This window comes from Gammaproteobacteria bacterium (assembly GCA_013696315.1).
Taxonomy (GTDB): domain Bacteria; phylum Pseudomonadota; class Gammaproteobacteria; order JACCYU01; family JACCYU01; genus JACCYU01.
Map to the genome: position 1 here is coordinate 1 of JACCYU010000211.1, position 14,367 is coordinate 14,367.

Annotated in this window: 12 protein-coding genes and 1 tRNA gene; 7 read left to right on the top strand and 6 right to left on the bottom strand. The window is 61.5% G+C overall.

Going from position 1 to position 14,367, the window contains the following annotated elements:
• Positions 1-124: 124 nt before the first annotated feature.
• The 3 genes from H0V34_12305 to H0V34_12315 are packed head-to-tail and all read right to left on the bottom strand — an operon-like array spanning position 125 to position 4,407.
• Entirely contained in the window at positions 125-2,245 is a 2,121-nt protein-coding gene (locus H0V34_12305; GenBank protein MBA2492437.1) for an EAL domain-containing protein, read from the bottom strand.
• 1 nt (position 2,246) lies between these two features.
• On the bottom strand, positions 2,247-2,690 hold the full coding sequence (locus tag H0V34_12310; GenBank protein ID MBA2492438.1) for a response regulator: 444 nt from the start codon (positions 2,688-2,690) through the stop codon (positions 2,247-2,249).
• Positions 2,683-4,407 carry a PAS domain S-box protein gene (locus H0V34_12315; protein ID MBA2492439.1) on the bottom strand — a complete coding sequence of 575 codons (1,725 nt, stop codon included), beginning with the start codon at positions 4,405-4,407 and terminating at the stop codon, positions 2,683-2,685. The genes H0V34_12310 and H0V34_12315 overlap by 8 nt, the downstream gene beginning before the upstream one ends.
• Positions 4,408-4,798: 391 nt before the next feature.
• On the opposite strand from H0V34_12315, the gene H0V34_12320 reads away from it, so the two are divergent.
• From H0V34_12320 to H0V34_12330, 3 genes are all read left to right on the top strand, one after another.
• Positions 4,799-4,888: transfer RNA gene (locus H0V34_12320), tRNA-Ser, on the top strand.
• 55 nt (positions 4,889-4,943) lie between these two features.
• On the top strand, positions 4,944-5,504 hold the full coding sequence (locus H0V34_12325; GenBank protein ID MBA2492440.1) for a low molecular weight phosphotyrosine protein phosphatase: 561 nt from the start codon (positions 4,944-4,946) through the stop codon (positions 5,502-5,504).
• 165 nt (positions 5,505-5,669) lie between these two features.
• Positions 5,670-6,782: an IS630 family transposase gene (locus tag H0V34_12330; protein ID MBA2492441.1), complete on the top strand. Its 1,113-nt coding sequence runs from the start codon at positions 5,670-5,672 to the stop codon at positions 6,780-6,782.
• A gap of 9 nt (positions 6,783-6,791) precedes the next feature.
• Here H0V34_12330 and H0V34_12335 read toward each other — a convergent pair whose 3' ends face one another.
• Positions 6,792-9,044 (bottom strand): Rne/Rng family ribonuclease, encoded by a 2,253-nt coding sequence (locus H0V34_12335; protein MBA2492442.1) that lies wholly within the window; start codon positions 9,042-9,044, stop codon positions 6,792-6,794.
• 470 nt (positions 9,045-9,514) lie between these two features.
• Here H0V34_12335 and H0V34_12340 point away from each other — a divergent pair, with 470 nt between their 5' ends.
• Both H0V34_12340 and H0V34_12345 read left to right on the top strand, forming a co-directional pair.
• On the top strand, positions 9,515-10,462 hold the full coding sequence (locus H0V34_12340) for an RluA family pseudouridine synthase (protein MBA2492443.1): 948 nt from the start codon (positions 9,515-9,517) through the stop codon (positions 10,460-10,462).
• A gap of 244 nt (positions 10,463-10,706) precedes the next feature.
• Positions 10,707-11,687, top strand: coding sequence for a S49 family peptidase (locus H0V34_12345; GenBank protein MBA2492444.1), 981 nt, complete (start codon positions 10,707-10,709; stop codon positions 11,685-11,687).
• 30 nt (positions 11,688-11,717) lie between these two features.
• Here H0V34_12345 and H0V34_12350 read toward each other — a convergent pair whose 3' ends face one another.
• Entirely contained in the window at positions 11,718-12,617 is a 900-nt protein-coding gene (locus H0V34_12350) for a sulfotransferase domain-containing protein (protein ID MBA2492445.1), read from the bottom strand.
• A 106-nt stretch (positions 12,618-12,723) separates the two neighbouring features.
• Positions 12,724-13,335: a septum formation protein Maf gene (gene maf / locus H0V34_12355; protein ID MBA2492446.1), complete on the bottom strand. Its 612-nt coding sequence runs from the start codon at positions 13,333-13,335 to the stop codon at positions 12,724-12,726.
• 193 nt (positions 13,336-13,528) lie between these two features.
• Between maf and H0V34_12360 the strand changes: the two genes are divergently transcribed.
• Both H0V34_12360 and rpmF read left to right on the top strand, forming a co-directional pair.
• Positions 13,529-14,065 carry a DUF177 domain-containing protein gene (locus H0V34_12360; protein MBA2492447.1) on the top strand — a complete coding sequence of 179 codons (537 nt, stop codon included), beginning with the start codon at positions 13,529-13,531 and terminating at the stop codon, positions 14,063-14,065.
• Between the two features lie 54 nt (positions 14,066-14,119).
• The gene (gene rpmF, locus H0V34_12365) at positions 14,120-14,314 is read left to right on the top strand and encodes a 50S ribosomal protein L32 (GenBank protein ID MBA2492448.1); all 195 of its coding nucleotides are present in this window, start codon (positions 14,120-14,122) and stop codon (positions 14,312-14,314) included.
• Positions 14,315-14,367: the final 53 nt, after the last annotated feature.

A 14,367-nucleotide genomic window follows, 5' to 3' on the forward strand; every position in this document is an offset into this window, starting at 1 on the left:
ACACCCATCACTTGCCGCAAACCGCCCTCAATGCCAAGCCACCCATCCAGGCGATGAAGCAATGGCATGCCAAGCACCCTGCGTTGTTTCATCGTAAGCCTTATAATCGTCCGGGACTTGACATTTACTCAAGCGCGCCGCGCCTTTGCGCTGCAGTGCGCGATACGCCAAGATATTTCTGCCGCAGCAGCTTTTCGGCGTCGGCGGCGCAGACCGGCTTGCTGAACAGGTAGCCCTGCGCCCGCTCGCAGCCAGCCTCCGTCAGAAATACCTGTTGCGCCCGGGTTTCCACGCCTTCGGCAATTACGTTGAGACCCAGGCTGTGGGCCAGCGCGATGGTCGCGCGAGTAATGGCCACGTCATTGGCCTCGTCCGGAATGCCATCCACAAACGAGCGGTCGATCTTGAGACTTCGAAGCGGAAAGCGCTTCAGATAGCTGAGCGACGAGTAGCCGGTGCCGAAGTCATCGATACTGAGCCCGATGCCCATTGATTGGAGTTCGAGCAGCAGCTCGCGCGCCCGCTCGGGATCCTGCATGGCCATGCTCTCGGTGATTTCCAGCTCCAGCGCGTGGGTGCCCAGACCGGCGTCGGTCAGCGCTGCGGCGATCCGCTGAGGCAGTTCGGCCTGGCGGAACTGTCGCGCCGAGAGATTTACCGCCAGACACACATTCTCAATGCCTTTTGTTTGCCAGTCACGCATCTGTGCGCAGCCCGTACGCAATACCCAGTCGCCGATCTGCAGGATCAAGCCGGTCTCCTCCGCCAGCGGAATGAAGCGCGCCGGCGACAACAGGCCCAGTTCGGGGTGCCGCCAGCGGATCAGCGCCTCCACGCCGGTGATGCGGCCGGTGGCGAGTTCTATGCACGGCTGATAGTGCAGTTCGAATTCCTCGCGCTCCAGCGCCAGCTGCATGGCGTTGCCGAGCATCAGCCGTTCGGCCGCGCGCGCGCCCATCTCCTCGGAAAAGAACTGGTATTGGTTACGGCCCTTCTCCTTGGCGTGATACATCGCCATATCGGCGTTGCGCATCAAGGTTTGTACATCGCGCCCATCGTTCGGATAAATGCTGATGCCGACGCTGCACTGCGTATCGAGCACGTGGTCGACGACATTGTAAGACTGCGAGATGGAGGCCACGATCTTCTGTGCGATCAAGGCGACGTCCTGCGAGTGCTTCATCCCGCCTAGCGCCATCAGGAATTCGTCACCGCCCAGGCGCGCCACAAAGTCGCTCTTGCGCATACACTGGCACAGGCGGGCGGCTACCTGCTTCAGTAACTTGTCGCCGACCAGATGGCCGAGCGAATCGTTGATGGTCTTGAAATAATCGAGATCGATAAAAAGCAGCGCCAGGGAGTCACCGTGACGATCGCCTTGCGCGATCATCTGACCAATGCGCTCGGTCAGCAGGGTGCGGTTGGGTAGGCCGGTGAGGCCATCGGACTGGGCCAGATATTGAATGCGCGCCTCGGACTGCTTGCGCTCGGTGACGTCGCGCGAGACCACGATGATCTTCGATACCTCCCCGCATTCATCGCGGGTCGCGCTGCCCTGCGACTCGATGTACCGTACGCCGTGCTCGCCAAGCGCCAGGCGATACTCGCAGCGCTGGCCGATGCCGGTGGCCACCGTTTCGCAAAACACGCGCCGCACCCGCTCCTTGTCGTCCGGATGCACTTCGCCGAACGAGTCGGTGCCCACGATCGCCGCCGGATCGGCGAACAGCGCCTGATACGATCTGCTCGCAAACAGCCGCCGGCCTTGCGCGTCCACCACCATGATCAGATCGTTGACGTGCTCCATGATCAGCCGCAGTTTTTCGTCGCTGTCCTTGAGCGCCATCTCCGCCCGCCGCCTCCTGGCGCGTTCCACCGCCTCGCGCAGCTCGCGCTGGACGGCCGGATACAGCCGCGCGAGATCGTGTTTCAAGAGGTAGTCATGCGCACCGGCCTTCATCAGCGCGACGGCGGCGTCGGCGCCGATATGCCCGGAGATGACGATGAATGGCATATCGAGACCCTGGCGTTGCAGCAGGTGCAACGCGCGTTCGGCGCTGAACCGCGGCATTGAATAGTCCGCTAGTATGAGGTCGGGTGCGGGGTCGAGACCGGCGATGTATGCGGCCTCGGTTTCCACCCTGCGCGGAATGACTTCAAGACCGTTATCGGTCAGCGCATGCAAGATCAGTTCGGCGTCATCGTCCGAATCCTCCGCGTGCAACACGTGCAGTGGCCGCGACATCTCAGCATGCCGTCCGCGGCGGCGGCTCGTTCAGCATCAGCCAATAGAGGCCCAGTTGCCGCGCCGCTTCCACGAAATGATCGAAATCTACGGGTTTGCGCACGTAGCTGTCGGCGCCCAGCCGATAGCTTTCCACCAGATCCGGCTCTTCGCGCGACGACGTCAGGATCACCACGGGCAGGGCGCGGGTGCGGGAGCCTTCGCGCAGCCGCTTGAGCACCTGCAGGCCGTCGATCTTGGGCACCTTGAGGTCCAGCAGGATGAGTGTCGGCAGGCTCGCTTCGCGCTGCGCGGAGGGCCCGGTCGCGAACAGGTAATCAAGCGCCTCGGCGCCATCGCGCGCCACGACAATCTCATTGGCGAGCCCGTGGCGCTCGAACGCGCGCAGGGTTAGCACTTCGTCGTCGGGATTGTCTTCGACCAGCAGGATGATTTTTTCAGACATGGTGTGCATGCGCCTCGTCAGCGGGAGAGAGGGTGAAATAAAATTTCGCCCCCTGATCGACCGCGGCCTGCGCCCATATGTGGCCGCCATGGCGGTGAACGATGCGCTGCACGTTCGCGAGCCCGATGCCGGTGCCATCGAACTCCGCGCGGCTGTGCAGGCGCTGAAAGGCGCCGAAGAGTTTGTCGGCGTAAGCCATATCGAATCCACAGCCGTTGTCGCGCACGTAGAACGCTGTGCCACCGGCGTGTGGCTCAACGCCGATCTCTATGCGCGCGTCAGGCTGCTTGCCGGTAAACCTCCACGCGTTGCCAATCGGGTTTTCCAGCGCGACCCGCGTCAACCGCGCATCCGCCATGTCTTGCAAGCCGGGCGCGATGTGCAGTTCCACCTCGCGCGCCGGCTCAGCCGCCTGGCATTCCGCGAGGGCGTCGCGCGCCAGACTGGCCAGATCGACTGGAGCCAGGCGCATCTCGCTGCGAGCGAGGCGCGAGAGCGCCAACAGGTCATCTATAAGCTGACCCATACGCTGGGCCGCATTGCGCACGCGCTCAAGATCGGCCGTGCCGCGTGCGTCCAGCTTGTCGGCGTAATCAAGCGCCAGACTGCGACTGAAGCCGTCGATCGCGCGCAACGGTGCGTGCAGGTCGTGCGATACCGAGTAGGCGAACGCTTCAAGCTCACGATTGACCAGTTGCAGTTGCGTGGTACGGTCGGTGACGCGCTGTTCAAGAGTCTCGTTAAGTGTTTCGATTTCTTCCTGCCAGCGCTTGCGCTGGGTGACGTCGCGAACGCAGGCGCTGAATTCGTACTTTTCTCCCAGCATGAGCGGGGAGATCGTCAGTTCAATCGGGAATTCGCCACCCTTTTTGTGTAGCGCCGTCAGATCCAGTCGATGGTTTAGGGCCGGGCCTATGCGGGTTTCCAGAAAGTGTTGCAGCCCGCGGCGATGCGCCTCGCGATGCACTTCCGGGATAATCAGCTCGTCCAGGTTGCGGTGCATGGCTTCGTCGTGTTTCCAGCCGAACGTTGCCTCGGCCTGAGGGTTCCAACCGGTAATACTCCCGTCTTCGCTCATCGTCACGATTGCGTCCAACGATGTGTCCACGATCAGCCGCACCCGATGTTCGCTTTCCCGTAACAACCCTTCGGCGCGCTTCTGGTCATCGATGTCGGTGTTGGCGCCGACCCATATGATGATCTGGCCCCCGTCGTTGCGTATCGGCAGGGCGCGGCTCAAGTGCCATCGATATGCGCCGTCAGCGCGTCTGCACCGTTGCTCCAGGAGGAACGGCTGGCCGCTATCGATCGCTGTCTGCCAGCGCTGCATGTTTGTCTCCACATCATCGGGATGGATAAACTGCGTCCAGCCCCAATCGCGGATGATGTCGAAGGGCAGGCCAGTGAACTCCGACCACTGCGGGTTGAAATAATCCACTTCGCCTTGTGCGTTGGCGGTGAAAATCTTCTGCGCCATGGAATCCAGCACCAGCCGCAGGCGCGCTTCGCTCTGACTGACGCCATTGCCCTCCAGTGCTCCCATGTCCAGCCCGATGTAGTCCAGCCACCGCTGATTGCAATAGGTGAGATGGCCGTCAGCGCGTGCGCGCCAGACGCCGTGCGCCGACATTTCGATGAGCTTGCGGTAACGAGCCTCATGTAACCGTCCTGCCTGTTCGGTAGGCAGGGCTTCAGTGATGTCCTGAACAAAAGTCATTGGTTTTATTGCTTGCGTCTTGATCCGTGACCCTGCCAGAGCACATTAATGAATCGCTCCGGCGCGTTTGTTATCGCCCATCCTGGAGCCGTGCGCCCCCATTCGCGCATATCACATCCGCGCGAGATAGCTGATTAGTAGCGCAGGCTGCCGCAAAAACTAAGTGGCCCATGGCACCTGCACGCGCGGGCGGCAGCGATCAGCCGACGTGCGGTTGCGGCCATAGTGAGCAATGCCGCCGGTCGGTAAAATGCGGCGTAAACCTTCTTCGCATCGGCGGCAGGGAACGGCAAATGAACGATCTGCCGAAAGTGCGGCGCAAAGCGGTGCATACGGGCGTTTGTGGACGGTGCTTGGGCCTGCCTGCTAACCTACGCGCCATGTATACCGTGGAGGGTTGGCAGAGCGGTTGAATGCACCGGTCTTGAAAACCGGAAAAGGCGAAAGTCTTTCCAGGGTTCGAATCCCTGACCCTCCGCCAGCTTGATCTGTCTGCCCGGGTCGCTCCCAGCGTTACTCTCCAACGCTTAGCCAGCATGTCTTACAGCACGATCCGCAACAAATTTACCAATATGTTTGCGCGCGTCAGCGACGTGACAAGCATGGTGGAATCGCCGCCGAAGGTGAAGGTCCTGTTCGTCTGCATGGGCAATATCTGTCGCTCGCCGACCGCGCAGGGCGTATTCGACAAGCTGGTGGCGGACGCCGGGCTGGCGCGCGTGATTGTGGCGGATTCGGCGGGCACGCACGCCTACCGTATCGGCAAGTCGCCTGACAAACGCGCCGTGGCGGCGGCTTCGAAGCGTGGGTACGACCTAACCCGGCAGCGCGCGCGCCGCGTCGAGCCGGCCGACTTTTCGCGCTTCGATTACATATTGGCGATGGATGACGAAAATATGCATGAGATACGCGCGCTGGTCGCGCCCGCGGCGGCAGTCAACGTGTGGCTGTTGATGGATTTCGCGCGCCAGCCGGTACACGCGGAGGTGCCGGATCCCTACTACGGCGGCGGGGGCGGCTTCGAGCGGGTACTGGACATGGTCGAGGACGGCGCGGGCGGCTTGCTGGAGCACATACGGCGCCACCACCAGCTATGAATGGCAACTGGCCGGTCCTGTCTTGGTGGATACGCCCGCAACACTTGCGTGTGGTTGTCGACTTTGGCGGCGGGCTTTTTCATATATGACCTAGTGTAGTGTCCCAGTAATACGTAGCACATTTATTGCTTTGTTTTCGGGTATCTTTGTTGCGGGAGATGCCCGATGGTGACCGGACGACCTAAGCCTGCGTTGATGCTGAGTGTGCAAGAGCGCGAGCAGTTGCAATCGATGGCGCGATCGCGTTCGCTGCCGGCCGCGCTGGTGCAGCGTGCCAAGCTGGTGTTGGCGTGCGCTGCTGAGCCCAGCAATCGAGCGGTGGCGCACCTGCTGGGCGTGCATGCGGCCACGGTAGGCAAGTGGCGCAGCCGCTTTATTGAGCGGCGTATCACGGGGCTGCACGATGAGTTGCGTGCGGGCAAGCCGCGTTCGATTGACGATGAGCGGATTGCCGAGTTGATTCGTCGCACGCTGGATACCAAGCCGCGGGCTGGTACGCACTGGAGCGTGCGCGGCATGGCGGCCGAGGCGGGGCTGTCGAAGAGTGCGGTGCAGCGCTTTTTCAAGCTCTTTGGCCTGCAACCGCACCGCACGCGTGGCTTCAAGCTCTCGACCGATGCGTTCTTTGTGGAAAAGCTGCGCGATGTGGTGGGGCTGTACCTGCATCCGCCGGACAAGGCCATCGTGCTGTCGGTGGACGAGAAATCGCAGTGCCAAGCACTGGCGCGCACGCAGCCGATGCTGCCTTTGGGACTGGGCTATGTCGAAGGCATCACGCATGACTATGAGCGCCATGGCACGACCATGCTGTTCGCCGCCCTCAACGTGCTGGATGGCAGAGTACTGGCGCAGTGCAAACCGCGCCACCGGCATCAGGAATTTTTGTCCTTTTTGCGACATATTGAAGCCAACGTCCCGGCTGAGTTGGAGGTGCATTTGGTGCTCGACTACGGCACCCACAAACATCCCAAGGTCAAGGCTTGGCTGGCGCGACGCCCAAGATGGCATCTGCACTTCACCCCGACTTACGCGTCTTGGCTCAACCAAGTTGAGCGCTTCTTTGCGCTCATTACCGGCCAAGCCATCCGGCGCGGCTCGTTCACAAGCGTCAAAGAACTGATCGCCAAGATCGATCACTTCATTACTCACCACAACCAAAATGCGCAACCCTTCGTGTGGACCGCTACCGCCGATTCGATCTTAGCCAAGCTGGCTAGACTATGCCAGCGTATTTCTGGGACAGGACATAGCCTCACGCGCTTGCGAGCACTGCTATAAAATTATCAATCAGGCGTCAACCTTCTTCTCCGGGGACTGCGGCCGTTCCGCGGGCTCCCCCGGGGTTGGTGGCGAGCTTTCTTGCGAGGGGCGATCGGGTTGCGCTGGAGATGTTGCCGGCGGCGCCTTGTGAGTTTCTTCGTCGCGCGCTGAAGTGTGGCCCGAATCAACTTGCGCCGGTGGCGGCCCGGAAGGATTGCCTGGCACGGGACCGGAGCCAGCGTCAGATGTATCGCTCGACTGGTTCGATTTGTCGGCGCTCTGTGTCGATGGTGCGCCATCCTGCGGTTTGCGCCGCCTGCGCGCGCCACCCCGGCTACGACGGCGGCTACCGGACGAAGGTTTCGTTTCCTGCGTGTTTGGCTCGGTCTGCGGCGGTTTGCGCGGTTCGATTTCGTTAGTGTTGCTGTCACTCGTCGCCGGTTTGCTCTTCGCCGGCTCCCGGGATGTCTCCCGACTGTTTTTGCCGCGCGCGCGCGAACTCCCTGTTTGCGAGCGGCCATTGTGCGGACGCGGCGAACGGCGTGACTCGACTTTGGCCGCGGTCTTCGCAGGTGGCGCTGGAGTCTCGGTGCCGACCGCGAACATGTTGCGCCACAGCCGTACGAAAAACCCGTCCTTGATGCTTTCAGGCAGATGCTCGGGCGCGGGCGCCGGCGCGGGATGGGTGGGCACGATCGCCTGCACCGCCGGTGTCTCGAACGCGGCGCGCTGGCGGCCGAGCAGTGGCGCGGGCGGCGCTTCGGGTGTCACGAGTTCGTAGCTGCTCTTGCCCTTGAATTCTTCGTCGTCCGCCCGATAGCGTGAAACCTGAAAATGCGGGGTTTCCATATTGGGGTTCGGCACCACGATCAACTGCACCTGATGGCGGTTTTCGATATCCGCGATCATGGCGCGCTTTTCGTTGAGCAGAAAACTGGTGATCTCCACCGGCACCTGCGCGACCACTCTGCCGGTCTTGTCCTTCATCGCTTCTTCTTCCATCAGGCGCAACACCGATAGGGCGAGCGACTCGACGCCGCGGATGTTGCCATGCCCCGAGCAGCGCGGACACACGATCTGGCTGGATTCGCCCAGGGATGGCCGCAGCCGCTGGCGCGACATTTCCAGCAGCCCGAAGCGCGAAATGCGGCCAACCTGCACGCGCGCCCGGTCCAGGCGCAGGGCATCGCGCAGGCGGGTTTCGACTTCGCGCTGATTCTTGCCGGACGCCATATCGATAAAGTCGATCACGATCAGGCCGCCCACGTCGCGCAACCGCAACTGGCGCGAGATCTCGTCAGCCGCTTCCAGATTTGTGTTAAGCGCAGTCTCTTCGATATCGCCGCCCTTGGTGGCGCGTGCGGAGTTGATGTCAACCGACTCCAGCGCCTCGGTGTGATCGATCGCGATCACACCGCCGGAGGGCAGATACACGATGCGCTCGAACGCCGATTCGATCTGGCTTTCGACCTGGTAGCGGTTGAACAGCGGCACGCGATCCTCGTAAAGCTTGAGCTTCTTGAGGTTGTGCGGCATGACGTGCTTCATGAACTCGGACGCCTGAGCGAACACGCTCGCATCGTCGACCATGATCTCGCCGATGTCGTTACGCAGGTGATCGCGCAGCGCGCGCAGGATGACGTTGCTTTCCTGATGCACGAGAAACGGCGCGGATTTCTCAGCACTGGCGCGCTGGATCGCCTCCCAGAGGGTCGTCAGGTAATCGAGATCCCACTGCAGCTCTTCTTGAGACCTGCCGACGCCGGCGGTGCGCACGATCACGCCCATGCCTGGCGGGATCTCGATCTGGCTCAGGGCTTCGCGGATCTCGTCGCGTTCTTCGCCCTCGATGCGCCGCGAGACGCCACCGGCGCGCGGATTGTTGGGCATCAGCACCAGGTAACGACCGGCGAGGCTGATAAAGGTGGTCAGCGCCGCGCCCTTGTTGCCGCGTTCCTCTCGCTCGACCTGCACGACCAGTTCCTGGCCTTCTTTCAGCAGGTCCCTGATAGAGCGCTTGTCGCCGTTGTCCAGGTCGGTGGACTCGAACGCGCTACGCACGATTTCCTTTAGCGGCAGAAAGCCGTGACGTTCCGCGCCATAATTGACGAACGCGGCCTCCAGGCTGGGCTCTACCCGTGTGACGGTACCCTTATAAATATTGGACTTGCGTTGCTCCCGTGAGGGCAGCTCAATATCCAGATCGTATAATTTCTGCCCATCCACCATCGCCACGCGCAGTTCTTCCTGCTGCGTTGCGTTGATCAAAATTCGTTTCATCGGATTGTTCTCGAACAATGCGTCCTGTCCGTGCCGCTGGCGCAGATGCAGGTTCGCAGGCCATACCATGCTGCGCGAGTACGGCGCTCACGAACCAGAAAAGCTTAACCAGCCACGTTTGCCGGACAGGTCCCGGACAGAAGGGAATCGCGTTTTTCAAATCACCGCTCAAATGTTTAAGTTACGTGTCTGTACCACGTCCGTGAGCGATACCCAAATGTGTTGCTGAATAACCCGCATCTGACGCCGCGCATAAAGTATTGCGTGTTTGCTGGCGATCATTCGGCAGGTTACTGGAGCAACACCCCAATTTCGGAGCCGGAACGGCCCGCATGAAAATCTGATCGATGCGCGGCGGCGGGACTAATTGAGTTAAATTATAGGACTGCCCAGTCTTATCCGCGCGAGTTCAATATAGCAGCGATGAGTAATCCCATCAAATACATGCCTTGTGCGCGGTGGCGCGGGGCATGAGCAGTCCCACCGACCCGCAGCGGGCGGCAGTCAGGCAGGTCGTCGTCGAGAACGACCAGGCCGGACAGCGCATCGATAACTTCCTGCTGCGCTGTCTCAAGGGTGTGCCGCGCAGCTACGTTTACCGCATCCTGCGTAGCGGCGAAGTGCGAGTCAACAAGGGCCGGATCAAACCGACGTATCGGCTGGCCGCGGATGACCGCATTCGCATACCGCCGGTGCGCAGCGGTAACCGTACACCGGTGGCGGCGCCGGCCGCGCTTTGCGAGCGTCTGGAAACAGCGATTCTACTCGAAGACGAGGATCTGATAGCACTAGACAAGCCGTCCGGGCTGGCCGTGCATGGCGGCGGCGGCGTGGATTACGGGGTGATCGAGATCCTGCGGCAGGCGCGACCGCACGCACCGCAGCTGGAACTTGTGCACCGCCTGGATCGTGGCACCAGCGGCTGCCTGCTGCTCGCCAAGTCACGATCGATGCTGAACGCGCTGCATCGCCTGCTGCATGATGGCGGCATCGACAAACATTATCTTGCGCTGGTACAGGGTCGCTGGGCAGGCGGCGCACGCAGGGTTACCGCCGCGCTGGAGCGGTTGCCCGAGCACAGCCGGGTGACGACCGACGCGCACGGAAAGCACGCGGTGAGCCTGTTTATGCCCGTGGCTCGATTCGGCAACAGCTCGCTGATGGACGTGTCCGCACTGAGCGGACGCACGCATCAGATTCGTGTGCATGCCGCGCATCTCGGTCAGCCGATCGCGGGCGACGACCGCTACGGTGACCACGGGTTCAACCGAGAAATGCGGGCCCGCGGTCTGCGGCGGCTGTTTTTGCACGCGTCGCGCCTGGACTTCCGGATTCCCAACTCAGGAAAACGCTACAGTATCGAGGCGCCGCTGGAGCCGCGCCTGCAACAGGTTGTGGAGAATCTAGCAGGATGTTGAAAAAGGGTTGTCCTGCCCTTTTTCGCGACGGGTCCGGCGCATGTCCGGACCCGTCTACGCGAATCAAACACTTGCGTGTTTTAGTTCGCGGGCAGGGCATCCATGCCCCGCACTAGCAGGCTGTTTTTCAACAGCCTGCTAGAAGCGCATGGCGCGCGTTGCGGTGAGCTGTGAAATCGCGTCGTTGTATACTCCAGGCCAATGTTAGACTGACGGCGCTTTCGTGCTCACGCAGGTAAATCGCATGGCAAACGAACCAACCGAATCAACCTCAGCAAAGACACAGGGAGATGCCCTCGGCTGGGAGCGGGAGACGCTGGCACAGCTGGCGGCCGCGGGGCTGACGGAGCAACGCCGTACACGGCGCTGGGGAATTTTTTTCAAGCTGCTGGGTTTCGCGTACCTTTTCTTTCTGCTCTTTGTGCTGGGCGCGTTGAAGACGGGGCCGGACTATGCCGTGACAGGCGGCAAACATACGGCGCTGATCGAGCTGGAGGGCGTCATCGCCGCGGACCAGGCTGCCAGTGCCGAGAATGTGATCGCCGGGTTGCGTGCGGCCTTCGACGACAAACAGACTTCCGGCATTATCCTGCGCATCAACAGTCCCGGCGGCAGCCCGGTGCAGGCGGGTTACATCAACGACGAAATCTATCGCCTGCGCGAGCTCCATCCGGACATCCCGCTGCATGCGGTGGTCTCGGACGTGTGCGCCTCCGGCGGCATGTACGTGGCGGTGGCGGCGGACAGGATTTTCGCGAACGAGGCCAGTCTGGTCGGTTCCATTGGCGTGCGCATCGACAGTTTCGGTTTTGTCGAGGCGCTGGACACGCTGGGCGTGGAACGGCGGCTCTACACCGCCGGCGAACACAAGGGCATGCTGGATCCTTTTCTGCCACAGGACCCGGCCGAGCGCGCGCACATCGAGGCGATGCTGGAGGAAATTCACCAGCAGTTTATCGACGTGGTCAGGGAGGGCCGTGGCGACCGGCTCAAGGACGGCCCTGGCCTGTTCTCGGGCCTGGTCTGGTCGGGCAAGCGCGCGATGAGGCTGGGTCTGGTGGACGAAATGGGCAGCGCCGGTTACGTGGCGCGCGAGGTCATCGGCGTCGACAACGTCGTCGATTTCACGCATAGACAAGATTATCTGGAGTGGTTCGCCGATCGTCTGGGCACGACCTTAGCGCGCGAAATCGAGGCGCGCCTGCTGTTGCCCGATTTGCGCTAGTGTGGGAGTTATACCTCCCGATCGTAACCGCTAACCTGCGGCACGCTCGGACTGAACCGTTATTTGGTCTGCGCCCGGCTGCTTGTACGGCGTGGCGACATGACCGTACACGTGGCGATTGTTATAGTCCATGATGCGGGGGAACAGCAGCATGGGCACCCGCCACTGTTTGTGACTGAACAACCAGCGGTTGTCGTAGAACACGCCACTCATTTTCTCCTCGCTGTTGCGCATGCGGTTGATTAGCACCCCGTGATGCTCGGCCTTGTTGAACGATAAGACTTCTGCCGTGAACTCATCGCCCAGAAACGCGGAGATTTTTGTGAGCGACTGGGAGGGAAACAGGCAAAGCTCCTCGTAGCTCAGCTGCGCCGAGGGCACGCCGAGCCGCTTGATCACGGCCTGATTCTCACGGTTCTCCCTATACCAGCGCCGGAACAGCCGTGAGGACATGTTGCGCGTAAACCGCTGATAGCGCGGCAGCTTTCTGAACTGCTGATTCTGGTGTTCGCGCAGTGACACGGTCCACGCGCGCACGTCCTTGATGACGTAAAATGTCTTGACCTGCACATGCGGGAGTGTAGTCAGCGCTGCCAGCGCCGGCATCGCTTTGGAGGAATCGACAGGGGCCTTGTCGTCGCCGAAACGAGCCTTGAATCCATCCAGAAAAATCTGATAGCGCCCGGCTGCGGTGGCTTCGTCCGAACCCCGCAGGCGACTGACGACTTCGCCCCAGAACGTGCAGTCGTTGGCGGTCTTGCCGCACGAGCATTGCACGCCCTCCGGGTTGGCAAAGCGCTCCGAGCCTGGCCTGATCAGGCCGTAAACCTCGCCCACGCTCACGTATCTGGGGTGTGCGCCGATCATGAGGCTCAACAGGCTGGTGCCGCTGCGCGGGATGCCCGAGATAAATACGATATTCTGTTTCATGCGAGGCTCGTGGGGTGATTGCTGTAGTTATTAATTTGCAAGCGACATATTAGTTCATGCGCAAATCACGTGCCTAGTTAATTCATCAGCGCACCACGCGTCCGGCTCAAGCCCGATCGCGATCGAGCGCGTCGCTCAACGGGCTTAGCCCGGCCCGCGTCAGCATGCTCACCAGTTGAATCAGGGGCAGTCCGATTAGAGCGGTCGGGTCCGGCCCCTCGATTTTCTCCACCAGCGCGATCCCCAGACGGTCGGACATGAAGCTGCCGGCGCATTGATAAGGTGTCTCGCGGCGTACATAAGTCGTGATCTGAGCGCGTGAAAGGGTTCGAAAGGTGACTTTGCTTATTACCTCGTCAATCTGAGTCTCGCCGCTCGCGGTGTCAAGCAGGCACAGACCGGTGTGAAAGGTCACGCAGCGTCCTGCGCTGCCCGCGAGCTGCTCGACAGCGGCGTCGAAGCCGCCCGGCTTGCCGAGAATTTCCCCGTCCCGCATGGCGCACTGATCGCTGCCGATGACCAGCGCGCCGGCACGCTGCGCGCCTACCGCTCGCGCCTTCAGCAGCGCCAGTCGCGTCACCATATCGGTGGCGATCTCGCCCGGGCGCGGTGTTTCATCCACGTGCGGCGCAACCACTTCGAAATCCAGGCCGAGACGCTTCAGCAGCGCCTTACGGTGGGGCGAACTGGAAGCGAGAACAAAATGACTCGTTGACAAGAGATACCTCAGCCGGGACAGACCCGCCAAGCGTGATCGCTGACGGTTCGCAGGAACGGTGTTGGCGCTACGACGCTAGCGAGCCCGACAGACAGATCGCCCCGCAAGCACAAGGCGAATACTACAGTGCATTGCTTTGACGCGCGGCTGGCGAGCCTATAGACTCCGCGGGCTTATGTCCAGGGAGTTGCCATTGCGGATCGATCCTCGCCGCCTGGCGGAGCAACACGTGCGCCTGCGGGGTTCTTTGCTGCTCGCGCGGATGAAGCGACTGGGCAGATTGTTGATGACATCGGACACGCTGATCACATCCAGCGGGGCCGTTTATGTGTCGCTGTACTTCGGTCGCAACGCGAGTGGCCTGCAAGTGATAGCAGGCGCGATCAGTGCGCGGCTGGAGATGGAATGTCAGCGCTGTCTGCGGCCGTATACGCAAGCGGTTGATCGCAGGTTCGAGCTGGTGCTGGCGCAGGGTGAGGCCGAGGCCCAGCGGCTGCTGGCGGATTACGACGTTCTGGAAGTCGCTGATACCGACATCTTTACACAGGATGTTATTGAAGATGAATTGTTGCTGTCGATACCGCTGATTCCAGCGCACGCGGACGCGGCGCTTTGCGAGCGGGTTAACCCGGGCGGTCAGACAGCGGACACAAGCGTAGTCAACGCGGCGGAGGACACGCCGCCGGCACGTAATCCGTTCAGCGTGCTTGAAGGTCTGAAGACGAGCTAGCCGGTTCCCGACGATTTCGGCTAGCCCTGGCGCAATTATTACTGGAGAATACCGATGGCCGTACCACAAAGACGCCGCTCCCGCTCGCGCCGGGACAAGCGCCGCGCGCACGATTCGCTGACCGGGCCGACCCTGGCAACCGATTCCACCTCCGGTGAAACACGTCTGCGTCACCACATCGGGCCTGACGGCTATTACCGTGGCCGCCAGATCATCAAGCCCGACGACGATACCGAAGAAGAAACCTGAGACGCACACACGCGCGCGATCCGTTCGGTATTTTGTCGTTGGAACGGGTTTGC

Bases quoted from the DNA above. Each gene is read 5' to 3' on its own strand.
- H0V34_12305 (MBA2492437.1), bottom strand. From the start codon at position 2,245: ATGTCGCGGCCACTGCACGTGTTGCACGCGGAGGATTCGGACGATGAC.
- H0V34_12310 (MBA2492438.1), bottom strand. From the start codon at position 2,690: ATGTCTGAAAAAATCATCCTGCTGGTCGAAGACAATCCCGACGACGAA.
- H0V34_12315 (MBA2492439.1), bottom strand. From the start codon at position 4,407: ATGACTTTTGTTCAGGACATCACTGAAGCCCTGCCTACCGAACAGGCA.
- H0V34_12325 (MBA2492440.1), top strand. From the start codon at position 4,944: ATGTCTTACAGCACGATCCGCAACAAATTTACCAATATGTTTGCGCGC.
- H0V34_12330 (MBA2492441.1), top strand. From the start codon at position 5,670: ATGGTGACCGGACGACCTAAGCCTGCGTTGATGCTGAGTGTGCAAGAG.
- H0V34_12335 (MBA2492442.1), bottom strand. From the start codon at position 9,044: ATGAAACGAATTTTGATCAACGCAACGCAGCAGGAAGAACTGCGCGTG.
- H0V34_12340 (MBA2492443.1), top strand. From the start codon at position 9,515: ATGAGCAGTCCCACCGACCCGCAGCGGGCGGCAGTCAGGCAGGTCGTC.
- H0V34_12345 (MBA2492444.1), top strand. From the start codon at position 10,707: ATGGCAAACGAACCAACCGAATCAACCTCAGCAAAGACACAGGGAGAT.
- H0V34_12350 (MBA2492445.1), bottom strand. From the start codon at position 12,617: ATGAAACAGAATATCGTATTTATCTCGGGCATCCCGCGCAGCGGCACC.
- rpmF (MBA2492448.1), top strand. From the start codon at position 14,120: ATGGCCGTACCACAAAGACGCCGCTCCCGCTCGCGCCGGGACAAGCGC.